The following is a 22,270-nucleotide window of genomic DNA, read 5'->3' on the forward strand; positions in this document are numbered from 1 at the left end:
TTGCCCCCTCTCGTCAAACCGGTCCGCGACCCCTCAAAGGTCTCGCCACCGTCCCCAAGCCCGAGCGCCTCTACAACTTCCGCCAACTGGGAAAATCTCTCTGGAAATAGAGACTCTGAGCTGCCCGCTCCATTCTGGGCGAGAGAGTGAGGGCTCGCTTGGTCGGTGGAACGCGTGCTGGTCTGATAATTTCCTTGCGAAAAGTCGTCTTGCCATTTGCATTGAGCGTGATGAAGAACCTTTGGCAGCTCTTGGCCGTCGCCCTCATTGGTTGCATGGTTATCTCTTGCGTTGGCCCTTCGGGGGGAGGAGGCGGGGGCCCCGATTCCGGGGGAGAAGCTTATCTGGTGGTGGAAGCCCACTCCGGGAAAGTGGTGACCAGTCGCAATGCGACCGCCACCCGGTCCGTGGCCAGTCTCAGTCAAGTGGCCACTGCGGTGGTAGCGTTCGATTGGTCCTCGGCGACTGGAAACAGCTTGGCCCAACAGGCCATTGTTCCGCCTGATGTGGTGAGCATCCCCGGACCAAATCCCATGGGCTTGCTCCCTGGTGATCAGATTGCCCTGCGTGATGCGCTCTATTCCATGTTGATGGGATCGGATACCGCCGCCGCGCAGACCGTGGCGGCCTTTATCGGGCACGAGCTGCAACAGCGGCGGGGAGTCTATGGCTCGGTGAGCGAGACGTTTGTCGCAGAGATGAACCAGTTGGCCGGCGCACTCGGCATGAGCCGCACCCGATTTGTCAATGCCCATGGCAGCGATGGCGGGGTGTCCACCGCCGAGGATATGGCCCGGCTCGCCATTTACGCCATGCGTCATCCGGGAATGGCTTTTTATACCAAGCAAAAATCCCGCCAGATTGGTTTTCGCCGTGCGGGGCAGTCCATCTCTTTCCGAGTTCAAAATACCAACCAGCTGGTTGGAACGCAGGGAATCAATGGCCTGAAAGCGGGGCAGACTCCTCGCTCGGGGCCGTGTCTCCTGATTTCCGCCGAGCGCAAGCCTCTGGTCGAGAAGCTCCCGGACGGGCAGGCACGAATCACTCCCCGGCGGATGATCGTGGTTGTTCTCAATAGCGTCGATCGGGAAGGCCGGGCGCTCGGGCTTCTCAACGCCGGATGGGCAGGTTACGATCAGTGGTTGTCCTACGGGGGGGTGGCCAGCGGCCAACCCCAAGAAATCCTTTCCGTGCCCGAGCTGTGATGCTTGGATGCGGTCACACACTAGACCAGAAGAAGACATGCGAATTGGAATTTTGAATAGCGGGGGAGACTGCCCCGGATTGAATGCGGTGATCCACGGCGTGGTGGGCGCGGCCAGTGAAAAAGGATGGGAAGTCGTTGGCTTTCGGGATGGCTTCGAAGGCCTGCTCCCTCCAGGTGACTTTCAATTTTTGAAAAGAGCGGATACCGCCGGCATTCTCAAGCTTGGAGGAACCATTCTCGGCACGACCAACAAGGGAAACTTTGCGGCCAAAGTGGGAGCGGGCGATGTCGCCAAAGTGCCGCAGGAAATCATCGACCGCGCCAAGCGAACCCTCGATCAGCTGGAAATCGGCGCTTTGGTCGTCGTTGGCGGTGATGGCTCCCTCACGACTGCTCATCAACTTTACGAAGACGGTTGGCCGGTCATTGGCGTGCCCAAGACAATCGACAACGATTTGCAGGCGACGGCGATGACCTTTGGTTTCGATAGTGCGGTCACTTCTGTGGTCGATGGCCTGGATCGGCTCAACACCACCGCTTCCAGCCACAAGCGGGTGATGGTTCTCGAGGTGATGGGACGCCATGCCGGTTGGATCGCCCTTTGGGGGGGGATGGCCGGGGGAGCCAATGTTGTTCTCTTGCCCGAGATTCCCTTCCAAATGGAAAAAGTGGCCGAATTCATCAAGCTGCGGGAAGCCCAAGGTCACCACAGTTCGCTCATCGTCGTGGCCGAGGGGGCCAAAATGCCGGAGGGATTGATTGCCAAGGAAAATACCCACGGCGGCGAAGTCCACCTCGGGGGTGTCGGAGCCATGGTCGCTGAGCAAGTCGAGAAAATGACCGGGAAAGAAACCCGTGCTTGCACCTTGGGTCACCTCCAGCGGGGTGGTGGTCCCACCGCTTTGGATCGGATTCTCGGCCTTCGCTTCGGCGTGATGGCGGTCAATTTGGCCAGCGAAGGCAACTTCGGGCAGATGGTCAGCTACCAGTCCTATCACGTCGGCTCGGTGCCCATCAAAGAAGCGGTGCATCAGATTCGGGCGGTCGATCCCGACGGCGAGGTGGTCAATGCCGCCAAGGCCATTGGCATCAGCTTCGGTCAGTAAAACGGACTTATCGCACTCGTTTTTCGTCTCCCGCACCCTTGTTGGTGCGGGATTTTTTTACCGGAAGGAGGGTATTTTTTACCCAACGGCGGAAAAGTGAAATTTTTCGATTTTCACCTCCCCGGCTCGCTGTTTAGGTCTGCGGCGTGCGATACGAACCAATTGATCCCGCTCTCTTTGTCCGCAACCGCGAGAAATTGCGTGACTTACTGAAGCCCAACTCCATTGTCATTGTTCATGCCAATGATATCTTGCCGACCAATGCCGATGGCACTTTGCTTCTTCATCAGAACCGGGACTTGTTCTATCTGACCGGGGTCGATCAGGAGGAGACGGTGGTCATTCTCTTTCCCGATGCCAAGCTGGAGAGAGACCGGGAAATCCTCTTTGTCCGCGAGACCAACGAATACATCGCCGTTTGGGAAGGGGAGAAGCTCGACAAAGAGCAAGCCGGCGCGGTCTCGGGTATTGAGCGGGTGGAGTGGACCAACTCGTTCGAGACGATTCTTTCCTCTCTCGTGCCGCAGGCGGAGCACGTCTATCTAGCCACCAACGAGCATCTCCGGGCTATGCGCATCGTCCAAACGCGCAACGATCGTTTCATTAAGCAGTGCCAGGAGCGTTTCCCCTTGCACCGTTACGAGCGTCTCGCTCCGCTCATGAACGAGCTCCGCATCATCAAGGATGAGGTGGAACTTTCTTACATTCAAGAGGCCTGCGACATTACCGAAAAAGGCTTCCGCCGCGTTCTGGGGGCGCTCCAGCCTGGGATGGGCGAGTGGGAAGTGGAGGCGGAATACCTCCATGAATTCGTCCGCAACCGCTCGCGGGGCTTCGCTTATTCACCGATTATCGGATCGGGGAAGAATGCCTGTGTCTTGCACTACCTGGAGAACCATGATGTCTGCCAGGACGGCGACATGCTCTTGATGGATGTGGGCGCGGAGTATGGCAATTGGAATGCTGACATGACCCGCACCATTCCGGTCAACGGGCGCTTCACCCCCCGTCAGCGGCAAGTTTACGAGTCCGTCCTCAGTGTTCTGCGCCAAGCCAATGGGATTCTCCGTCCCGGCATCACGCCCAAGGATTACCAGCACCAGGTCCGTCTGATGATGGAGAAAGAGTTGATTGCGCTGGGGTTGATTGGGGAGCAAGAAGCCGCCGAGCAGGATCGTGAGACCTTGCCCCTGGTGAGCAAATTCTTCATGCACGGAACCTCCCACCACCTCGGCCTCGATGTCCATGACGTCTTCCCTCACAATGAGCCCGTGCGCGAGGGTATGGTCTTCACCATCGAGCCGGGCATCTACATTCCCGATGAAAAGCTCGGAGTGCGCTTGGAGAATGACGTTCTCATCGGTCGGGACGGAAATACCGATTTGATGGCCAATATCCCGATTGAGCCTGATGATATTGAGGCGCTCATGAACGCCTGATCGGGGAAGCCCGGTGGACGGGGGTCAGTAGCCCTCGTCAACCGGTTCCAGCATCCGCACTTCATCGATTCGCCATTTCCCTTCCCTTTTCCGCCACTGCAAGCGCGCGGGGATGGACTGGGGATAGCTCATGTTGTCGCGGAGCACGAGGTCGAGCTTCACTGTGGTGTCCATCTCGGCCCGGTCTGACCCCCTCATCACGATGACGGTCTCGCCGATGACTTTGGCTTGGCTGGACTTCGCTCCCACGCGGAACTGGCTGTGGTAGAGTTCCTGCATTTCCGCGCGACTGACTTCGCCGGAAATCACTTCGCTGCCCGAACCGGAGAAAATCACCGATTCGGCGAAGTGATCGGCGAAGTCCGCTGCTTCCTGGTCGAGGTTTTTCAAAGTCACGGCTCCGAAGCTCATGGTATCGAGGAGGGAATCGAGGCGACGATCGATGACGCGGGGCGCGGAGAAATAGTAGTAGGCGAAAGCGGCGATGGCCAAGACGGCAGCGAGTGAGACCAGAAGCTTTTTCATCGCCGGGATAGTTCGTCAAACTCTCCGTCAGGGCAAGCGTCGAGGCGGACCTCCGGGGGAGGTTTTGGTGCCAATGAAGGCGATTTGCCCTCTTTCCGTTGTAACACGGGGTTGACGGGAAAGCGTCTTGGTTTATGGAAGCGGGCGTGAACGAAGACGTGAAAGACGAAGTTGCTCCCGAAGAAGCCGCAGCTGAGAAGGCCGCGCAAGCAGCCGAACCCTCGACTCCGGTAGAAAACGAAGTGTCCGGGGAGGAGAATGCTCCTGCCGAAGAAGAGGCCGTCGAAGTCGACCCCCTTGCTGCCATGGAAGCGGAAATCCAGAAATACAAAGATGAGTCCCTGCGGCGCGCTGCCGAGATGGACAATTACCGCAAGCGCATGGCCAAGGAGCTGGAGGAGAGCCGCAAGTTCGCCAACCAGCGCCTCCTCAGCGAACTCTTGCCCGTCCTCGACAACTTCGGCATGGGGATGCAAATGGCTGAGCAAGAGCAAGGCTCCATGCTCTATCAGGGCATGGCCATGGTGCAGGGTCAGCTGAACGAATTTTTCAACAGTCAGGGCGTGAAGCCGGTGGATATCGAAGTCGGCGGCGATTTCGACCCCAACTTCCATGAGGCCGTGAGCCAGGAAGAGTCGGACGAGATCGAGGAAGGCAAGGTCTTGCGCGTGGTCCGCCGGGGCTATTTCGTGGGCGAGCGCCTCTTGCGCCCGGCCAACGTGATTGTGGCCAAAAAAGTCGAAGCTGCGGAAGAAGCCCCGGCCAGCGAAGGAGAGGAGGAAGGACAGTAAATGGCTGAGCGCGACTACTACGAAGTGCTGGGCGTTTCCAAGAATGCCACCGCTTCCGAGATTAAGAAGGCCTATCGCAAGATGGCGATGAAGTTTCACCCGGATCAGAATCCGGATGATCCCAAGGCCGAGGAAAAGTTCAAAGAACTGGGCGAAGCTTATCAGGTACTCAGTGATGAGGACAAGAAAGCGGCCTACGATCGCTATGGCCATGCCGCCTTCAAGCAAGGAGGGATGGGCAATGGCGGCGGGGGCGGATTCGGAGGAGGCTTCGGCGATCCGATGGACATTTTCTCCCAGGTCTTTGGGGGAGCTTTCGGCGGGGGAGGCGGCTTCGAGGACATCTTCGGCGGTGGACGTCGCCGTGATCCTTCGGGCAAAAAGCGGGGCAGTGATCTGCGCTATGATCTCGAGATATCCCTCGAAGAAGCGGCCCGGGGATCGGAGAAGGAGCTTGAAATCGAGCGTGCCACCCCCTGTGGCACCTGCAACTCCACCGGCTCCAAGGGCGGGGGCAGTCGTCCCTGCACCACCTGTGGTGGACGCGGGGTGGTGGCCCGACAAGCAGGCATCTTTGTCCAGCAGAGCACTTGTCCAGAGTGCCGTGGCGCGGGTCAGGTGATCAGCGATCCTTGTGATGACTGCCATGGCGACGGTCGCATCGAGAAGACCGACCGCATCAAGATCAAGATTCCTCCCGGGGTGGACGATGGCGTGCGTTTGCGTTCTTCGGGCAATGGCGATGCCGGACTGCGTGGCGGGCCCAATGGCGATCTCTACGTCTTCCTGCACGTCAAAAAGCACAGCGTTTTCCAGCGTGAAGAGGACGACCTCTTTTGCGAGGTTCCCGTTTCTTTCGTGACGGCGGCCTTGGGTGGGGAAATCGATGTTCCAACTCTCGAGGGCAAGGCGTCCATCAAGATTCCGGCCGGCACCCAGGGCGGCACCGTATTTCGCTTGCGCGGGCGGGGTATGCCCGAGGTGGGCGGGGGTCGCAAGGGAGACCTGCACATCGAGGTCAACGTCGAGGTGCCCACCAATCTGGATTCCGACCAGAAGGAGAAGCTGCAGGCCTTTGCCCAGTCTATCGGGCAGGAGAATTCCCCTATGCAGGAAGGCTTCCTCGAGCGCGCCAAGAAGTTCTTTGGCAAGTAACCTCCTCTCTTACCCACGCATGGACCGCTTCTACCTCCCGCCCGCCGAGTGGACTCCTGGAGAGCTCGTGCTCGCGGGGGAAGAGGGGCACCATGCCGTGCGCGTAATGCGCAAGAAGCCCGGCGACCGCCTCGAGGTGTTTGACGGAGCCGGGCGCTGGGCGCGGGGAGAGGTGTTGGCTTGTGACAAGTCGCAGCTCACCTTGCGCCGCGAGGAGGAGGGGGAGTCCGCTTTCGACCCACCCCGCCTACATCTCGCGGTGGCTATTCCCAAGGGCAAGACCATGGACCTGGTGGTGCAAAAGGCGGTCGAGCTGGGAGTGAACAGCATCCAGCCGCTCACCACCCGCAACACCGTGGTCAAGGTTTCGGCCACCGAGGCCGCCGACAAGAGCCAGAAGTGGCAGCGGGTGGCCTTGGAGGCTTGCAAACAGTGCGGCCAAAACCTGCTTCCGACGGTGTTTCCTGTTCTCCCGATCGGCGACTATCTCGCTCGCCAACGGGCGGGGGCCGGTCTCCTCGCCTCCCTCGCCGAAGGGGCCCTCCCAGTGCGGGAGCGGCTCGAAGCCCTTCCCGCCGACCTGGATGTGCTTTCCTTTCTCGTCGGCCCGGAAGGGGACTTCACCGGGGAAGAGATCGCGGCTGCCATCGCCAGCGGCTTCGAGCCCGTGACTCTGGGGCGCATCGTTCTCCGCGTGGAGACGGCCTGTCTCTTCCTCCTTTCCGCCGCCCGTTACCGTTATTTTTAGCGGAGACGGGTGACGTGCAGGCGGAGGAACGCTTTCGGGTTGCTGCTTTGGAAGGAAGCCTCTGGGCGGACCGTTGCGCGCATGAGTTGCACGGGTCCCTCGGCATCGATGGGAATGCCGCGCTCGTGCAGCCAAGCCGGGGTGCCGATAGGAACGCTTCCGGGGATGGGCGAAAATCCCTTCAAATCAAAGGATTCGTGAATGCTGTATTGAAAGGCCCCGAGGCGGGCAGTGGAGGAGGGATGACCGGCCGGGAGATGAACTTCGGTGACCCGGGGGCAGCGATAGTGAAAGCCCAAGGTCACCGTCGAGGGGTCGATATCGGCCTGTGGGAGAAGATGGGCGTCTTGGCCGTAAGGATTCATGAGATGGGCATTCTCGCTGAGGATGGGCACTCCATCGTGGTCGGGTTCCAGGGCATTGGCGGGACGGACCAAGAGGGGATTGTGAAAAGTGGAGAAGACGAGCAGATTGGATCGTTGCACGCCTAGTGTGGCTACGGGGAAGCCGTTCTCATCCAAAGTCGCAGCCACTCGGTCGCCGTAGGAGCTCTGGGTCAGGGGAGGCGCGTCCAGCTGGCCGCGAAGGCGGGGAGCTTGGATCCCGAGTTCGGCATCATCTTGCGCCACGAGATGATAGAGGAGAGCGTTGGAACTCTTGTTTTGGACGAGAAAGTGCAGCGCGGATCCTGTGTGCACGGAGTCCAGCAGGCCGCCGCTTTCTCCATCGGGGACCGTGACGGAGTAACCATGTAGGTGCCCGGTTTCGCTGAGGAAGGAAACAAAAAGACTACCTGGACTGAGAGACGCTGCGTAAGGGGAACCGTTGCGCAAGAACCCGCAGGTGACTTGGCTCGGGACACCGGAAGTGGAATAGGAAAAGGCCGTGAACCCTCCCACTGAGCCAGTGTGGCTCACATTGGTGGTGACTTTGACCAGATCATCATTCGTCAGAGTGATCAGGGCGATTCCGCCATCATCGCGCACCGCGAGGTCCAAAGGGGTGGAGCCACTAGGTTCGGTGCGAACGGTTTCCCAGATAAGACCTTCGGCTGGATTGAGGCGGGCGAGGGTGAGAGTTCCGCCCTCCTGATTGTTGACAAAGAGGGCATAGAGTTCGTTCTGGCTTGAGCCTAAGGCTATCTGGCTCTCCCGGTTGCAAGTGACCGGATTTTCTCCATCGAGAAAAAGGGAACCGTATTGACGCAAGCCGCCTCTGTGCATCCCGAAGGTCAGTCTGCCGCTGGAGTCTCCGGGATTGGAAAGTTGGAGGGAGAGGAAGTAGACGGCATTGTCCGCCGTGACGGTGAGGGCATGGGCAAGGTGGAGCTTGTCTGCAGCCGCGCCCCCCGGGGTCTCCAGGATTTCTTGCCGCCCGCGGTGGAAGCGGAGGACGACCGGCTTGCCAAAGCTTGGGGAGGAGAGGAAGCGGGTGGTCATTTGTCCGGCGACAAGGTAGTGGGCCCCATCCGGACCCCGCGCTATGGCGGGAGCGATCAGCTCCCCCACACCGGGGACTCCTCCCACGACCCAGGGCTCGGTTTCAGGAGTGAGCAGCATCAGGACGGAGGTCTCTTCGTCCTGCTCTTCCTCATAGATAATGATCGGATCTCCGGCTCCATTCACGGCCAGAGAGAGACCCCCGACGTATTCGTTGAGGGCTGTCTCCTGGGGCTCGTCGAGCGAGAGATGCCAGCCTACTTTGGCGACCTGGCGTTTCATCCGCAAGGTCTCCGTGCGACCTGACAAGAGGGCGAATGATTCCTGCGTGTAGGCAACCAGGGCGGCTCCGGCAGCGTCGAATTCGAGATGCACATGATTGAAGAAATCCAAGGCTCCATCCAGTTCTGCCTGGTTGGCCACGGTGCTGTGGGTCCAGTATTCGGCGGCCAGGAGGTTGCCCTGTTCATTCAGGGCCAAATGGAGCGAGGAATTCTCTTCTTCGAACTTGCTGTAGGCCACGGCCAAGGCTCCCTCCCGCGCTGCGGCATCGAAGGAGATGCTGGTATTGGGGAGCTCGGCAATTGTCCCCGGGGCGGACCAAGGAGGGTTTCCGAAGAGTTCGAACTGTTTTAATATCAGTTGTAGGCGATTGCCATTGCGATTGAAAACAACCACTCCGGGACTCGGGCTCACCAATTGTCGATTGACGGTGTTGATTTCCACCAATTTCGGTTTGGTGCCACTGTTATTGGGGGTGGTGACCAGGCTGGGGGCAGACCAGGCCTTGGTTGTCGTGTTGAAATGGAGGTAAGAGGCTTGCCCTGAGGAATTGGTGTAGACGAGCCCGGTGGTGCGAAAGTCTTTGCTACCCGCTACACTGAGATCGATTCCCCGGTGGCTTACCCCGGTGTGGGCATCCCCGGCAATGGACGTCCACCGATCCTTGTCGGACCAGACGGAAATGGTTCCATCGCTGAGCAGGTAGGCAATGGAAGGGTGGTAATTCCGGTCCACTTCGATGTCCACTTCGAGGGGGATGGCGGTGGTCAAGGGGGGATTGGGGCTGTAGATCAAGGCTTGGCTCGCTGTCTCCAGCGAGCCCCCCGGCTGACGTCGGCGGTAGCGCAGGGAGGAGTGCTCTCCGAGGATGTAGGCTGTGTGGTGCCGGTCTGCGGCATCAATGGCGAGGGCACATCGTTGACCCATCTCCTCTCCGGCGTCCAGGTTGGTCTTTCTTCACTCTACTTCACCGGGGAGCAGGAAAGGGAAGATGAGGATGGCGGCAAAGAGAGAGCGGGCTTGCGGTTTCATGGGGCATGGCGTGGGGGTTGAATGACTCTCTTTCAATTGCATCAGGGTTCTCACATTTTTTTGTTTTGAGATTATTTTTTTTTAAGGAATAGTATTTCTTGTTTTTTGGATGGGCAAGGAAGTCAGAGGGAGGCTAGTCTGAATTCACCCCATCCTCTTCGTCATGACCCCTGACCAGCTGGCTCCCCGGGATTGGCAACGCATCCATCAGGCGTCTCTCCAGGTCGTCAACGGTGTCCTTTGGAACGACGAGATCCTCGCAGACAAGGCGCGGGCAGAACTCCGCGAGACTCTGCGGGAGATGGAGAAGCGCTATGGTCGGGTGCCCGCTATTCTGGCCATTCGGGCGGACTTTAGCGAAGACCCCGAGGAAGCGATGGCCCTGCATCGGGAGGTTCTCGCGAAGACGCCAGAGTCCTTGGCGCGCCGTCTTTCCCTTCAGTCTTTGCTCCGGCTTTTGATCAATTCAGATGGGCCGGAGCCAGAGATTCGGGCACATCTTGCTGAGCTGCGGGATCTGACTGTAGCAGAGGGAGAGGACTCGGACCATGATGAGCTTCGCGAATTGCAGCAGCTCGTGAGAAGATGCTTCGGAGCTTGAGCGAAAGGTCCGGGCTGGCGGGCGCTTTCCCGCTGCCGAGCGAAGGGTGATCTCTGGGAGAGCCTTGCCCCGCATACTCACTGCAGCAAATCGGGGCGATTCTCGCGGGTGCGCTGGAGGGCTTGCTCCTTTTTCCAAGCTTCGATCCTGGCGTGGTGGCCGGAGAGGAGCACCTCCGGGACGCGCAGGCCGCGAAATTCGTTGGGCTTGGTGTAGGCGGGGGCTTCGAGGAGGTTCGGGTCGCTGAAGGACTCGTCCTCGGGGGAGCGGGCGTCGCCGAGGGCCCCGGGGAGGAGGCGGATGATGGCGTCGCAGAGCACGGCGGCCGCAATGGCCCCGTTGGTGAGGACGTAGTCACCGAGGGAGAGCTCGAGGTCGACCAGCTCGGTGATCACGCGGTGGTCGACGCCTTCGTAATGCCCGCAGATGAGGATGAGGTGCTCTTCGCTGGCCAAGTCCCGCACGCGCGCTTGTTTGAGGACCTGTCCCTGGGGGGTGAGCAAAATGACTTTCGCCCCCGGCGTGCGCAGCTCTTCAATGGCGGCGAAGAGGGGCTCGGGCTTGAGCAGCATCCCTTGCCCGCCTCCGCAGAGGTATTCGTCGGTCTTGCGGTGCTTGCCGGTGGCCCAATCGCGCAGCTGGTGGGCGTGGACCTCGGCGATTCCCTGCTCGCGCGCGCGCTTGATGATGCTCTCGGAGAGGGGCGCGAGGGCGATTTCAGGGAACAGGGTGATGATGTCGATGCGCATGGCGGGCGGCCAGTCTGGCGGCAAGCGGGGCTTGCTGACAATGCCGGACTGACCGGAGGGTGCTCTTTACTGCGTTTGCAAGTAATCCCAGATGGCTTCGAACTGCGCGCGACTCTCGCCACCGAGCGCGGGGAGGGGGGTCTCGCCCTTGTCGTCGGCATAGCGCGGCATTTTGGTGTCGGGGGTGATGCGGACCGGATTGTGCATCCAGCGGTAGAAGTAGTCTTCCCGCAGGCGTTCGTGAGTCAGGGCAAAATTAATGCCCATCACTTCAAAGGCGGCCGTAGGCTCTTGGTCGCCGACCCCGTGACAGGTCGTGCAGCCGAATCCGCTCTCCGAGCCAATGAGTTCCTTGCCCACCGCGACCCGATCGGCGTCGCTTTCTTGCTCTTGCGCCGTGCTGGGGGCCAGTCCGTGCTGGGCGGCCAGTCCCTGGGCAAAAGTCTCCGGGGCATGGTTGGCGAAGCCGGGCATACGCGCGTCGAGCCAAGGGCGGGGGCGCGGTTCAGCCGTGCCAGCCAGCATCTCCGCAAGGGCGTCGCTGTGGAGCATGGCCCCCGTATGGGTCAGGTTGGGCAGGCTTTGGTCCAGTTTTTCATGCACGTTGAGATGAGCAGCCAAGGCCGCGGTGTCGGAGTGGAGCGCTCCGAGCAGGGCAGGCACCTCGTCACGACTGTGGCAGGCGTGACAGCGGAGGTTTTTGAACTGCCGTTCGGCGAAGGCCGGGGCGGTGTCGCGCTTCAGCGAGTCCAGATGTTCGCTGCGAAGAGCTTCCAAAGCGTCACCTGCATCCTCGGGGAGGTTCAAATGGCTGTGCGCGGAGGAGAAACAGGGGGCGTCATTCCAAGGCTTCTGGGCAATGGTCTCGAAGGGAGGTAGCGCGCTCGGGTCATATGGAAGGCCGGCGTGACAGGCTCCACACTGCATCTTGAGAGAGTGGGCCGCGCCCTTGGAGGCATCTCCGGCGGGGAATTCAACTTGGGGCCGTTCGGCTGTGGCTGATTGCTCGAGCAAAAAGGCGGTCAAATTCGCTGCTTCCTCGTCGCTGAGGCGGAAGTTGGGCATGCGGGTGTGGGGAGAGAGTTGGGCCGGATCCAAGAGGAAATCCCGCAGTGCGTGAGGCTGGTATTTGTCCGCGAGGTGAGTGAGGGGAAGGCGATTCTCACTCGGTGTGCTTTCGTCGGGTTGTCCGTGGCAGGTCACACAGGCCAACTTGTGGAAGGTGGCACCCCCGGCCTGGGCGTCCCCAGCGACTGGTGCGCCCTCCGCGCCCGTTTTGAGGGTCATGAGGTAGGCGGCCAGGTCGGCCGCAGCCTGGCGGCCTTCTTCGCTGTCCGCTACCAGCCGGGGCATATTGGTATCGGGGCGATAGGCGGCTGGATCGGCAATCCAGCGCGCCAGCCAATCCTCCTGCAAGCGGTCGCCGCTCAGCCCCACGATGGGGGGCACGTGATTGAGCTCGGGCATGGCGTGGGGGCCGAAGCCCTCGCCCGCAAGGTGGCATTTGCTGCAGAGATGACGGGCAAAAATCTCGCGCCCGCGATAGGCCAAGGCCTCTGCCGCCAGAGCGCCGTCCCTTTTGGTAAAGGCTCCGGGTGGAATGGGTTCGGTGGGAAAGGAGCGTTCTTCCCAGAGCAGTTGGAAGCGGGCCTCGCCCTCCTCCGGGGACTGGTAGCGCACCTCGATGGGCACCTCTCCGGAGAGCCGCAGGCGGTCGGACTTTTCCCCGCCGAGGGAGCCCGTTTCCTGGAGCACCTCCTCACCCGCCACCACGAGGGTGGCCGTGCCCGTGCCTGCGAAGGAAAAGTGCAGGCGCTGTCTTTTCTCCAAGCTCAGCGTGCCCGTCCAAGTCACCGAAAAGGTCCCCTCCTCCAGAAGAGGAGTGGCGGGCGTGCCAGCGGGCACGTGGAGGGCTGGCAAGCGCGCGAGATGGCGATCGTGGCGATCGCCCTGCTGATAGGTGGCGAGGACGTCGCCCGCAAGAGGCCCACTGGCGAATAGGGAGAGGAGAAGGAGGAAAGTCTGCGGTTTGGTCATTTTTTCTAGGGTATCATCTCATGCTTGCCTCGGATGTGACAGAAACTTGTAGAAAAGTGCATAAGGGACATCTCGCGCCCGGGGCCTCGCTGGCACCTCTACGCAGGACGATTCTCCATCTTTCTGTCCTTCTCAATTGCTTTCCCCCCGCCCTTGGACCTACTCTCCCGCCCGCTCGATGGATAAGACGAAGTCAGATAAAAAAGGCCAGACGGGCAAGTCTCCCCGTCTTCAAGTGGTTACCGAGGAGGGTCTTAAGGAATCCCGGGCCATCCCCAATGCGCTGGAGGCCGAGCGCTCCGTGCTCTCCTCCATGATCCAGGACCCGGTGGACCGCATCGGTCAAGCCGTGGAACTCGGTCTACGCCCCCATTACTTCTACCTACCCGCCCACCAGATGCTCTACGAAGTGCTCCTCGAGCGCTTCGATGGCGGCCATCCCATCGATGTCGTCATTCTTCACCAGGTCCTTTCCGACAAGGGGCTCATCGACTCCATCGGCGGCCCTTCGGCGCTGGTCGATCTCTCCAATGCCGCCAGCTCCGCCGCCCACTTCGAGTATTACCTCAACATCATTCGCGACAAATACGTCCTCCGGGCCGTCATCGAGAATGCCAATGCCGCCATCGAGGAAGCCTATGGCAATCCTCCCGAGGTCGCGGGTTTCCTTGACCAGGTCGAGACCGACATCTTTTCCATCAAGGAAGACCTCGAGGTGAAGGGCGAGCTTACCATGAAGGAACTCATCGGCAACGTCCTCGACGTCTTCGAGCAATTGGCCTCCGGCCAAAAGGGGCTGGAAGGCATCCCGACGGGCTACCCCATGCTCGACGAGATGTCCAACGGCTTAAAGCCGGGCGAGATGATGATCATCGCGGCTCGTCCTTCCATGGGTAAGACCTCCTTCATGATGAACATCGTGGAGCAGATCGCCATCGACCAGAAGAAGCCCTCTCTGGTTTTCTCCTGCGAGATGTCCTCCCAACAGATCGTGCAGCGTCTTCTCTTCTCGCGAGCCCGCTTTGCCCTCTCGCAGATGAAGCCTGGTTTCAAGATCACCAAGGAAGAGCTCAAGCGCATTCAGAAAGCCTCCGAGGACCTTGCCGACGCTCCGCTTTTCATCGACGATACCCCCTCGCTGCCCATCGGCGACCTCCGCGCCAAGGCCCGGCGGCTCAAGCGCGAGCACGATATCCAGCTCATCGCGGTCGACTACCTCCAGCTCATGCGTTCCCAGTCCAAGCAGGCCGGAGATTCCCGCGAGCGGGAAATTGCCGAAATCTCCTCTGGCTTGAAGGCGATTGCCAAAGAGCTGGGCATCCCCGTCATCGTCCTCGCCCAGCTCAACCGGGGCCCCGAGCAACGCGGCGGCACCCCCCGCATGTCCGACTTGCGGGAATCCGGCTCCATCGAGCAGGACGCCGACATGATTGGCCTGCTCTTCCGGAAGGAATACTACAATGATCCGACGAAAGAGGACGCCGAGGAAGAGAAGGAGGCCAATGCCGGCTTGGCCCAGCTCATTCTGGCCAAGAACCGGAATGGTCCTACGGGCGATATTCCTCTTCACTTCACCAAAGAGCTCATGCGCTTCGAGCCCCGCGAGTTCGAGCCCGGGGAAGAGGAGTGAGGCCAGACACCGCTTTCGCGATCGAGGAACCCCGAAGCACCCAAAGCTCATCGAGGAGACTTGGGGCCGGTTTCCATTCCTTTTTGCCTTTGGGCGATGGAAAAACGGTCTCTCGGGGACCGGTAGATAGAGAAAAAGCCGAACTCCGCCCGGTGTTCGGCTTTTTCTGCTTTTCGAGATGGAAAAATGCTTGGACTAGCGGCGACGGCGCAGGCAGGCGGCAAGTCCGAGGAGAGAAAGGAGGGCGGTGTTGGGCTCGGGCACGAAGTTGAACTCGCGGATACCGGAGAGGTAAAAGGTGCGGGTGTTTTCGCTGCGGGCCGAGAGCTCCCAAGACCAGTCAAAGGTCAGAGAGGTGGCGGCATCGGTTAAAAATTCTACCGAGACATCGCGCTGCTCTTCCAAACTGGAAATGGTGCGGTTTTGCAGGGTAAGGGTCGGGTCACTGGAGAAGCTGTGGTAGCCGTCCCCGTCGATTCCATTGAAGGTGACGGAGGTGTCGGGGTCGAGGGCATAGGAGGAGAGCCCGAGGACCTTGACCGTTTCCACCAGATTGTTGCTGGCGGTGTCCAAGTCGAAGATAGTGAAACCTTCAGTGAGCGCCGCCGGGGTGCCGTCACTACTGTTAAAAAAATCGAGTGTGAAGTTGAACCCGATGTCATTGGTTCGGAAGCCGTGAAACTCGATAGCGAGGGCCTGATTATGTCCAGAAGGCGATGAGGATTGCCCGATAATGTGTTCGATCACTTCGCTGCCATCATCCGGTTGCAGGGCAAAGTCATTGATAGAGGGGACGGCTGCTGCGGGTCCGAAGTCATTGACTGCTCGCACGCTATTGATAGTGAGGGTGGCGTAGATGCCGTTTTTGATCTCGTCGATTCGCCAGGTGTCTCCAGGATCAACTTCACCATCCGTGCCGCCTTCTACGGTTTGAATCATGGCCCGGGAGGGGTTGAGAAAGGAGACATTTTGGTTGCCCTGAAAGTTGACGTTGGCGTTCAAACTGGCAGCGGTGAAAGAGAGGGCCAGCAGGGGGGAATAAGAGTTACTCTTCATAGGGTAGACGTCTGATATCTCCCTTGATGAATTTTGTCTATTGGATTTTATGAAAAATAAAACTTCATCGGCCTTCTTTTTATAGAATGTCGGACACGAATTTTTCCCGTTCGAAGGGTTGGAACTTGTTGGGTTCCTCCCCGGTGCCGATGAAGAGGGGGGCGATGCCGAGTTCTTGTTGGATGGAGACGGCGATGCCGCCTTTGCCGGAGCCATCCAGCTTGGTCACGATGAGCCCGTCGAGAGGCACGGCCTTGTTGAATTCTTTCGCTTGGGCGAGGGCATTGGAGCCGGTGGTGGCATCGACCACGAGAATGGTTTTGTGCGGTGCGGTTTCGTCTTGTTTGGCGATGATGCGGCGGATTTTGCCCAGCTCCTCCATCAGGTTGTGGCGGGTGTGGAGACGTCCGGCGGTGTCGCAGAGGAGGAAGTCGGCCCCTTCCGCGATGGCTTCGCGGTGGGCGGTGTAGCAGACCGAGGCGGGGTCGGCCTGGTGGCGGCCAACGGTGATGGGAAGGTCGAGTCGTGCGGCCCAGGACTGGAGCTGTTCCACGGCGGCGGCGCGGAAGGTGTCGGCGGCTGCGACCCGCACGCTGTGGCCATAGACATTGAGGAGGTGGCCGAGCTTGGCAACCGAGGTGGTCTTGCCCGTGCCGTTGACACCGACGATGAGCAGCACGGTGGGCTTGCCGGATTCCTGCAAGGCGGGGGGGAAGGCCTGGTCTTCGGGAAAGACTTTGGCGATGTGGGCCCGGGTGGTGGTGACCACGTCCTGGGCGGTGATGGCGCGGCCCAGCCCGCGCAGCTCGTCCACGATGGTGACGGTGAGGCGGGGGCCCAGGTCGGCGGAGATGAGGTCGGCTTCGAGCTCGTCCCAGTCGATCTCGGCGCGGTTGGTGACTTTATTGAAAAGGTTTTTGAAGAAGCCTGCCATGGGGAAGAGGGGGTTTGGCACGAAGCAGGCGACATGGAAAGGCCAGAATGGCGAAGTGGCGGGCCCGCTGGGAGATTTTCTCGTTATTTTGCGCGCATAGTCTTGCAAGCTGGCCGGGGATTGGGAAGCTTTCGTCGTTCCCTCCCTCCACCCCAATCAATGCACGACCTTTTCACCTGGCTGCTCATCGCGCTGTGTCTGACCCAATCCGCCATGTTTTCGGGCCTCAATCTGGCCCTCTTCTCCCTCTCCAAGCTGCAACTGGAGACTGAAGTCAAAAAGGGGAGCCAATGGGCGGTTAAAATCGCCCGCTTGCGGGGGGATGCCAACCTGTTGCTCTGCACCATCCTCTGGGGCAATGTCTCGGTGAATGTGTTGCTGACCATTCTGGCTGATTCCGTGATGGCGGGGGTGGGCGGCTTTCTTTTTTCCACGGTAGGGATCACCTTTTTTGGGGAAATCATGCCCCAGGCCTATTTCTCCCGCCATGCCCTGCGCATGGGGGCGCGCCTTTCCCCCCTCATCCGGGTCTATCGCATCGTGCTTTTTCCCGTGGCCAAGCCCTCGGCGATTCTCCTCGACCGCTGGATCGGGCCGGAGGGCACGCGCTTTTTCAAGGAAGACGAGTTCGAGGTTATTCTCGACCAGCACATCCGCGAGCCTTCTTCCGATATTTCCTATGCCGAGGGGCGGGGGGCGCTGAATTTTCTCCGCTTGGATGATTTGCGGGTTTCGGGGGAGGGTTCCCAGCTGGCTCCCGAGACCATCATTGACCTTCCCCTGAGGGAAGGGAAGGCCTTTATGCCCGAGCCCGATAGCGAGGAGGAGAAGGCGCTGCTGAAGAAAATTGTGGCCACCGACCACAAGTGGGTGGTGCTGCTCGATGAGACGGGCCGGCCCTGCTACGCCCTGAATGTGGATGATTGTTTGCGCGATCTCTACTGTGGGCGGCGGGAGGGCTCGCTCTTGGAGCACTGCCAGAAGCCGATCGTGACCAGCGACTCCGAATTGTCCTTGGACCGTATTCTTCCCCAGCTCGATGTCGAACCCGAGGCTCACCACGACCGGGTGCTCGATCGCGAGGTGGTCCTCTATTGGGGCGAACGGCGCAAGCGTATCATCACCGGCCCTGACTTGCTGGGCCGGCTGTTGCATGGCATCGTCATCCGCCGCAAAGGGGCTTGAGGTCCTGGTTTCAGGGGGCTTCTGCACCGGTCACCTCCAAGCGGAGAAAGCCCTTGGGATTGTCCGGGCTGATGGGGAGGTGGTAGCGCCAGCGGAGAATCTCGAACTCGCCATCGGGGAGGCGATCGACGAAAACCGCTTGGGAGCGGTCAAAGGCGCTGAGGTCAGCGCTTCCCCCGGCGGAAAGGTTCAGTCCCGAGCGAGCGATGCGCACCCGCGCTTGATAGGTCAGGTAGTGGTCTTCCCCGGGGAGACCGAGTTCGCTGGCGGGCTCCTTTTTTCCGCTGAAGAGGATCTCGCCGAGGTCGGCCTGCAGGGGGTTGTGGCCCAATAGGAATTCGAAGGCATTGGCCAGACCGTCGCCGTCGGGGTCCGCCGTCAAGTTCTCCTCTCCTTCGGCAAATCCCTGGGCGGTGGCCCACACCTGGTAATCGTCGAGCGGGACTGCAGGGGCTGGAGGGAGAACCAGCGCGGCCACTTCGGCTGCGCTCAGGCCTCGGTCGTAGAGCCGGAAGTCGTCAATTTCGCCATGGAAGGCGGGATCGTTGCTCCATTGGCTGCTGCCGATCTTGTTGACTGCGGGATTGAAGTCGGCTGGATCAAGGGTGATCTCGGTGGTGGTTTCCACGAGGGCTCCATTGAGGTAGAGGGAGGTGGTGTCGCCGGTGAGGGAGACGGCCACATGAACCCATTCTCCGATCGGGGGGGCGGGGGTTTGCAGGCGCTGGGTCGCCCCCAGGCTGGCGGCCGTGATGCCGAACTGCAAAGTGCCGTTGCCCGAGTGAGGTGTGAGGAACATGTATTCACTGGTGCCATTGCCAAAGTCCAGCAGGCGCTGCCAGTTGCCTCCGCCGTGCCAGCGATAACGCAGGGCGATGGTCAGATCACTCAAGCCGTCCTCAATGGTGGCGGGCACCGCGATGTCGTCGTCGCTGCCATCAAAGACCGCGCTGCCATCGAAGAAGCCCAAGCCCGTGGTGCTGGTGCCGTTGCGCAAGGTTCCAGTGAAGGAACCGGCCGAATCACTCCCCGCATTCTGAAATTGATAGTGGGCCCGCAGGTCAGCAGGCGGGGTGACGGGGATGATCACTCGTTGCTCTGCGGTCCGCCCGGCAGCGGTCACAGCCCGGATGCGGAAGAGGTTGCTCCCGGAGTCGCCCGGGCCGGGGGTGCCCGAGAGCTTGCCATTACCCGCCACCTGCAGCCAACGGGGGCCGCCCGCCTTCTCGTAGCTCACCGCTTCGGCCGTTTCCACAGCGACCGTGGCCGAGAACGATTCTCCAATGGCAAGCTCGGGGAAGGAGACCTCGGCCGCCGCGAAGCCCGGTCCCGGGGTCTCTGCGAGGGCGTCGATCTCGTCATCATTGAGGACGCGATGAAAGACCTGAAAGTCGTCTAGGCGGCCGGCAAAGAGCGGATCCGGGTGCTGGCTTTTTCCGAGATAATTCTGGGTAAAGCTCAGGTCCGCCGGGCTTAGAGTCATGTCGGTATTGATCGCGGCCAGAGAGCCATTGAGGTAAAGGCGTCCTTCGCCAGGCCCCAGGGTGACGGCCAGGTGTTGCCAGCGATTGGTGCGCAGCACCGAGCGGGCTTCCAGATGCTCTTCGTTTCCACCGTTTTTGATTGCGAAGCGAATCAGTTCACTCCCTCCCGCCTTGGGGGTGAGGAAAAGGTATTGATTGGTGCCGCTGCCAAAGTCGAAGATCCGTTGCCAAGTGCTGCTGCCTTCCCAATAAACCCAAGTCGCGATGGTCAATTCGTCACTGGCGACGAGGCCATTTGGCAGAGTGAGGTAGGTTTCGCTGCCGTCAAAGGCCAGAGCTTGTCCCTCCGCCCCCGGGGCGAAGGTCGCCTCGCCGGAAGCGGTGACGGGGAATCGCCCCACTGCGGGGAGCCAGTCGTTCTCGAAGGGAAAGTGGGCCACTTGCACGGGGGCTTCGACCTCCAGGGGCAAGGTCGCGGTTACCGTTGTTCCTCCGGGGCTCTCCACCGCGATGACAAGGTCGGTTGTGCCCGCATGATCGAGGGTGGGCACACCGTGGCACTGCCCGTCGATGGCCACCGCCAGCCAGGGCGCTCCGCTGACTTTACGGAAGTGATAGGGGCCCTCCGTGCTGGTCACCAGTGCGCTGAGGTCAAAGGTGGCGAGCTGGTCAATCGGGCTGCTGGGTAGGGTGAAGCCGGGATCCAAGGTGGCGGGCTCGGAGGTCATCAGGGCGATGACGTCGTTCGCACTCAACGCGGAAGATTGGAAGAGGACTTCGTCAAGTTGACCCGCGTAGAGCGGATCGGCGCTGAAAAGACTTTTGCCAAGATAGTTCACCTCCGTGCCCAGCGAGGAGGGATTGTGGGTGATGGTCTGTGTATCCGATTGACGTCCATTGACGTAAAGTGTTCCGGTGTCCCCCTCCAGGGTCACCGCGACATGGGTCCAGCTGCCAACGCGGAGAGCGGGCCCGTTCAGTTGTTGCTGACTGCCGCCGTTGACGCGGATGCCAAAGCGAAGCTGGCCCGTGTCCCCGGCACTGGGAGTGAGGAAGGCGAAGTTGTTGGTGCTCGTGCCGATGTCGAAGATCCGTTGCCAGTTGGCCCCGCCGTCCCACTTGACCCAAGCGGCGAAGGTGAAGTCACTACTGTCGCCAATGCGGCCCGGCAGGCGGAGAAAGTCGTGCTGGCCATCAAAAGAGAGACCGTTGCCATATTTCCCTTCGCTCAAATGGGGGGTGCCGTAGGCGAGAGGATTGTTGCCATTGCGCTGATCGCGGAGGTTGTCCTCAAAGGGGTAAAAGGCATCCCCACCGGGCGCGGTATTGGGCACCACCTGGCGATGGGCCATGGGGGCCTTGTGATTGCGATACATCGAGCCCATGGGAGTCAGCGAGCCATCTTCGTAATGGGTGCGGCGGAACCACTCCACGTCACTGTAGATGGCATAGCGCTCAATCCAGGGCGTGCTGTCCATCATGTTGATCATGGCCTCGATGACGTCCCGGTTTTGGCCCGTATTGGGGTCGTGATTGTTATCCGTCCAGTTGGCTCCGTTGTTGAACTCCGTCACCCACACGGGCAGCCCGGTGGCATTGTGGACCGAGGCCAGGAAGTTATACATCGCGTTGGCCGCCGTCTGGGGGTTGTTGCCCGGGGAGCTGCGGTAGTAGTGCACCGGCACGTAGTCCACGCGGTGGCCCGCCGAACTGGCCGAGCTCATGAAGGTGTTGAGCCAGCCCAGTCCACCATCAGTCACGGCGGGCGCTCCCACCCGGAGGCCAGTCCCCAGGAGCTCCGGCCACCGGCTGGCGGCATTGCTCGCCGAGCCCTGCGGGGTCAAGTTCTGGTAGGCATCTTCCACCGGGTTGTCCGGCTCATTGAACCCGGAGACGTGGGTGATGCCTCGCGATTGCCAGTTTTGATTAAGCGAAGGCCAGTTCGGTTGCTGCTTGATGGCCACGTATTCCCAATTCTGGGTGGAGTTGGTGCTGATGCTCCAGTTGTAGAACCAGGTGGCGTTCATGCTCTCCGCACTCACATCGCAGGAACCCTTTTTGGTCGCCCAACGCCAGGGAAAGACGCGGATGAAGCTCACCGAGCGATCCAATCCCCCAGGCATGAAGGACACCTCCAGGTCCGCATCCTGCGCGACGAAGTTGGCACTCGCTCCCGTGCCATCCGAATGGGCCGCGATGGTGGCCATGTAGCCCCGCTTGAGAGTGAAAGAGCGGATGCCGTCATTGAAAGAGCCCAGCGAACTGGCGTTGTAGCCCGCATATTGGCTCAGGAGGCGCCGCTGCCCGGTCATGCGCTGCCCGGTGAATATCTCCATGGGCTGGTAGGAAGGGGAGTGCGGGATAAAGACTGAACCATTGGCGTATTGCACCAGGCGGAGGTTGGACCCGTTGACCGCAGCTTCGCCATTGACCTGAAAACGGGAGAGATAAGCATTGGCGGTGGAAGGGCGCACGTCGTGCAGAAAGACCCAACTGTCTTCGCTGTTGAGATGAATGGTGCAGTTGGCGAGGGGGTCGCCGGAGCCTGTCAGATGCAGATAGGATTTTCCACTGAGAGTGATGGTTTCGTTGCTGAGCGAGGCGTGGGTCTGGGACTCATTTTCCAGAGTGAGAGCGAGGGACGACGACGAGAGCGCGACGCAGCAGAGAGCCGCGCCGGTGAGCGAAGGACAATTCATGGATGAGTTTTTTTGGGGGGGCGAGCGGGGATTGGTATCAACAATGTAAGGGCAACATGCAGTGAGCGCTATGCGCTTTGCGACGCGCACTTGGTAAAATGCGTCGCGGCAGGCGCTTTCTGGTCTTGGAGAGGAGAGGGGGGAGACCGACTCGATCGAGCATTGAGTCCC

The 22,270-nt window shown here is 60.4% G+C and carries 16 protein-coding genes; 9 read left to right on the top strand and 7 right to left on the bottom strand.

All coding sequences use genetic code 11. The features are described 5' to 3' along the window. The first annotated feature begins 230 nt into the window (after window positions 1-230). The 3 genes from JIN78_RS12725 (at window position 231) to JIN78_RS17775 (ending at window position 3,752) form a co-directional block, all read left to right on the top strand. The gene (locus tag JIN78_RS12725; RefSeq protein ID WP_200392358.1) at window positions 231-1,205 is read left to right on the top strand and encodes a D-alanyl-D-alanine carboxypeptidase family protein; all 975 of its coding nucleotides are present in this window, start codon (window positions 231-233) and stop codon (window positions 1,203-1,205) included. Window positions 1,206-1,242: 37 nt separating this feature from the next. Then, window positions 1,243-2,313 carry a 6-phosphofructokinase gene (locus JIN78_RS12730; protein WP_200392359.1) on the top strand — a complete coding sequence of 357 codons (1,071 nt, stop codon included), beginning with the start codon at window positions 1,243-1,245 and terminating at the stop codon, window positions 2,311-2,313. A gap of 146 nt (window positions 2,314-2,459) precedes the next feature. Then, window positions 2,460-3,752 (top strand): aminopeptidase P N-terminal domain-containing protein, encoded by a 1,293-nt coding sequence (locus tag JIN78_RS17775; RefSeq protein ID WP_200392360.1) that lies wholly within the window; start codon window positions 2,460-2,462, stop codon window positions 3,750-3,752. A gap of 24 nt (window positions 3,753-3,776) precedes the next feature. On the opposite strand, the gene JIN78_RS12740 is transcribed toward JIN78_RS17775, so the two are convergent. Next, window positions 3,777-4,277, bottom strand: coding sequence for a hypothetical protein (locus tag JIN78_RS12740; protein WP_200392361.1), 501 nt, complete (start codon window positions 4,275-4,277; stop codon window positions 3,777-3,779). A gap of 158 nt (window positions 4,278-4,435) precedes the next feature. Here JIN78_RS12740 and JIN78_RS12745 point away from each other — a divergent pair, with 158 nt between their 5' ends. Genes JIN78_RS12745 through JIN78_RS12755 form a run of 3 tightly spaced genes read left to right on the top strand, consistent with a single transcriptional unit; the run spans window position 4,436 to window position 6,971 of the window. Continuing rightward, window positions 4,436-5,068, top strand: a complete 633-nt coding sequence (locus JIN78_RS12745) for a nucleotide exchange factor GrpE (protein WP_200392362.1) — start codon at window positions 4,436-4,438, stop codon at window positions 5,066-5,068. Further along, window positions 5,069-6,223 carry a molecular chaperone DnaJ gene (gene dnaJ / locus JIN78_RS12750; RefSeq protein WP_200392363.1) on the top strand — a complete coding sequence of 385 codons (1,155 nt, stop codon included), beginning with the start codon at window positions 5,069-5,071 and terminating at the stop codon, window positions 6,221-6,223. Between the two features lie 19 nt (window positions 6,224-6,242). Continuing rightward, the gene (locus JIN78_RS12755) at window positions 6,243-6,971 is read left to right on the top strand and encodes an RsmE family RNA methyltransferase (RefSeq protein ID WP_200392364.1); all 729 of its coding nucleotides are present in this window, start codon (window positions 6,243-6,245) and stop codon (window positions 6,969-6,971) included. Here the strand turns inward: JIN78_RS12755 and JIN78_RS12760 are convergent. Continuing rightward, window positions 6,968-9,619 carry a hypothetical protein gene (locus tag JIN78_RS12760; RefSeq protein WP_200392365.1) on the bottom strand — a complete coding sequence of 884 codons (2,652 nt, stop codon included), beginning with the start codon at window positions 9,617-9,619 and terminating at the stop codon, window positions 6,968-6,970. The two genes, JIN78_RS12755 and JIN78_RS12760, sit on opposite strands and share 4 nt — an antisense overlap. A gap of 268 nt (window positions 9,620-9,887) precedes the next feature. Between JIN78_RS12760 and JIN78_RS12765 the strand changes: the two genes are divergently transcribed. Beyond that, window positions 9,888-10,325: a hypothetical protein gene (locus tag JIN78_RS12765; RefSeq protein ID WP_200392366.1), complete on the top strand. Its 438-nt coding sequence runs from the start codon at window positions 9,888-9,890 to the stop codon at window positions 10,323-10,325. 77 nt (window positions 10,326-10,402) lie between these two features. Here the strand turns inward: JIN78_RS12765 and trmD are convergent, their stop codons facing one another. Both trmD and JIN78_RS12775 read right to left on the bottom strand, forming a co-directional pair. Beyond that, complete coding sequence (gene trmD, locus JIN78_RS12770; RefSeq protein WP_200392367.1) at window positions 10,403-11,074, bottom strand: tRNA (guanosine(37)-N1)-methyltransferase TrmD; 672 nt, start codon at window positions 11,072-11,074, stop codon at window positions 10,403-10,405. A 66-nt stretch (window positions 11,075-11,140) separates the two neighbouring features. Beyond that, window positions 11,141-13,111, bottom strand: coding sequence for a c-type cytochrome (locus JIN78_RS12775; protein WP_200392368.1), 1,971 nt, complete (start codon window positions 13,109-13,111; stop codon window positions 11,141-11,143). A gap of 178 nt (window positions 13,112-13,289) precedes the next feature. Here JIN78_RS12775 and dnaB point away from each other — a divergent pair, with 178 nt between their 5' ends. Beyond that, a complete protein-coding gene (gene dnaB, locus JIN78_RS12780) occupies window positions 13,290-14,741 on the top strand; it encodes a replicative DNA helicase (RefSeq protein ID WP_200392369.1) in 1,452 nt (483 codons plus the stop codon). Between the two features lie 195 nt (window positions 14,742-14,936). Here dnaB and JIN78_RS12785 read toward each other — a convergent pair whose 3' ends face one another. Both JIN78_RS12785 and ftsY read right to left on the bottom strand, forming a co-directional pair. Continuing rightward, a complete protein-coding gene (locus JIN78_RS12785; RefSeq protein ID WP_200392370.1) occupies window positions 14,937-15,797 on the bottom strand; it encodes a PEP-CTERM sorting domain-containing protein in 861 nt (286 codons plus the stop codon). Window positions 15,798-15,876: 79 nt separating this feature from the next. Continuing rightward, window positions 15,877-16,731: a signal recognition particle-docking protein FtsY gene (gene ftsY / locus JIN78_RS12790; RefSeq protein ID WP_200392371.1), complete on the bottom strand. Its 855-nt coding sequence runs from the start codon at window positions 16,729-16,731 to the stop codon at window positions 15,877-15,879. A 159-nt stretch (window positions 16,732-16,890) separates the two neighbouring features. Between ftsY and JIN78_RS12795 the strand changes: the two genes are divergently transcribed. Next, window positions 16,891-17,916: a DUF21 domain-containing protein gene (locus JIN78_RS12795; protein WP_200392372.1), complete on the top strand. Its 1,026-nt coding sequence runs from the start codon at window positions 16,891-16,893 to the stop codon at window positions 17,914-17,916. 10 nt (window positions 17,917-17,926) lie between these two features. Here JIN78_RS12795 and JIN78_RS12800 read toward each other — a convergent pair whose 3' ends face one another. Further along, window positions 17,927-22,099 carry a LamG-like jellyroll fold domain-containing protein gene (locus JIN78_RS12800; protein WP_200392373.1) on the bottom strand — a complete coding sequence of 1,391 codons (4,173 nt, stop codon included), beginning with the start codon at window positions 22,097-22,099 and terminating at the stop codon, window positions 17,927-17,929. Window positions 22,100-22,270: the final 171 nt, after the last annotated feature.

This window comes from Roseibacillus ishigakijimensis (assembly GCF_016595415.1).
Lineage (GTDB): Bacteria > Verrucomicrobiota > Verrucomicrobiia > Verrucomicrobiales > Akkermansiaceae > Roseibacillus > Roseibacillus ishigakijimensis.

Excerpts from the sequence above, each read along its gene's own strand:
- ftsY (WP_200392371.1), bottom strand. The coding sequence starts at position 16,731 with ATGGCAGGCTTCTTCAAAAACCTTTTCAATAAAGTCACCAACCGCGCC.
- JIN78_RS12725 (WP_200392358.1), top strand. The coding sequence starts at position 231 with ATGAAGAACCTTTGGCAGCTCTTGGCCGTCGCCCTCATTGGTTGCATG.
- dnaJ (WP_200392363.1), top strand. The coding sequence starts at position 5,069 with ATGGCTGAGCGCGACTACTACGAAGTGCTGGGCGTTTCCAAGAATGCC.
- JIN78_RS12800 (WP_200392373.1), bottom strand. The coding sequence starts at position 22,099 with ATGAATTGTCCTTCGCTCACCGGCGCGGCTCTCTGCTGCGTCGCGCTC.
- JIN78_RS12730 (WP_200392359.1), top strand. The coding sequence starts at position 1,243 with ATGCGAATTGGAATTTTGAATAGCGGGGGAGACTGCCCCGGATTGAAT.
- JIN78_RS12775 (WP_200392368.1), bottom strand. The coding sequence starts at position 13,111 with ATGACCAAACCGCAGACTTTCCTCCTTCTCCTCTCCCTATTCGCCAGT.
- trmD (WP_200392367.1), bottom strand. The coding sequence starts at position 11,074 with ATGCGCATCGACATCATCACCCTGTTCCCTGAAATCGCCCTCGCGCCC.
- JIN78_RS12765 (WP_200392366.1), top strand. The coding sequence starts at position 9,888 with ATGACCCCTGACCAGCTGGCTCCCCGGGATTGGCAACGCATCCATCAG.
- JIN78_RS12785 (WP_200392370.1), bottom strand. The coding sequence starts at position 15,797 with ATGAAGAGTAACTCTTATTCCCCCCTGCTGGCCCTCTCTTTCACCGCT.
- JIN78_RS12795 (WP_200392372.1), top strand. The coding sequence starts at position 16,891 with ATGCACGACCTTTTCACCTGGCTGCTCATCGCGCTGTGTCTGACCCAA.
- JIN78_RS12760 (WP_200392365.1), bottom strand. The coding sequence starts at position 9,619 with ATGGGTCAACGATGTGCCCTCGCCATTGATGCCGCAGACCGGCACCAC.
- JIN78_RS12755 (WP_200392364.1), top strand. The coding sequence starts at position 6,243 with ATGGACCGCTTCTACCTCCCGCCCGCCGAGTGGACTCCTGGAGAGCTC.
- dnaB (WP_200392369.1), top strand. The coding sequence starts at position 13,290 with ATGGATAAGACGAAGTCAGATAAAAAAGGCCAGACGGGCAAGTCTCCC.
- JIN78_RS12740 (WP_200392361.1), bottom strand. The coding sequence starts at position 4,277 with ATGAAAAAGCTTCTGGTCTCACTCGCTGCCGTCTTGGCCATCGCCGCT.